Origin of the sequence: Enterobacter sp. RIT637, from assembly GCF_019718755.1 — a bacterium.
GTDB lineage: Bacteria > Pseudomonadota > Gammaproteobacteria > Enterobacterales > Enterobacteriaceae > Enterobacter.
This window is the reverse complement of sequence record NZ_JAIHAZ010000174.1, coordinates 1-529: the sequence shown is the minus strand read 5'-3', so window position 1 is coordinate 529 and position 529 is coordinate 1. Positions and strand designations below refer to the sequence as shown.

Annotated in this window: 1 pseudogene; it reads right to left on the bottom strand. The window is 47.6% G+C overall.

Features of this window, described 5'->3' with window-relative positions:
* Positions 1 to 207 precede the first annotated feature (207 nt).
* A pseudogene (locus tag K5E19_RS23845) lies at positions 208 to 529 on the bottom strand (Asd/ArgC dimerization domain-containing protein); the annotation flags it as partial.

The window sequence follows — 529 nt, the reverse complement described above, 5'->3', positions numbered from 1 at the left end:
ATATTGATTGGCTCAACATTAGATTAGTCGGGTTCGCTGCTTGTACGGGACGGACCCTCTCAAAGACATCAAGGTCCGCTCAGAGCGAAAAGCGGACGATGAAGTGAGCCATTTATGTCCATCACATCTGCGGCGACGTAGAATAGGACGCGTCGCCACAAAACCAAAGCACCTACCGAGCAGGTGCTTTAGTCTGAATAAAATGAATCAAACTCTTCCGAGCAGAATATTCAACATGCGTCTCAAAGGTTCGGCAGCCCCCCACAATAGCTGATCGCCTACCATTAAAACTGAATAGATAGGGTCATTGTATAGCGACATTTTCTTATAACGGCCAATTCCTACTTTAAGCGAACCGCTGATATAGGCAGGAGTCAATTTACTGACACTCTCCACCTTTTATTGGGCACATAATTAACCCAGGGATGGGAATGCGCCACTAACTCCGCAAATTCTGTTTCGCTGACTTCACGCTTGAGCTTCACGGTGATTGCAGCACTGTGGCAACGGATCACACCGACCCGTATGC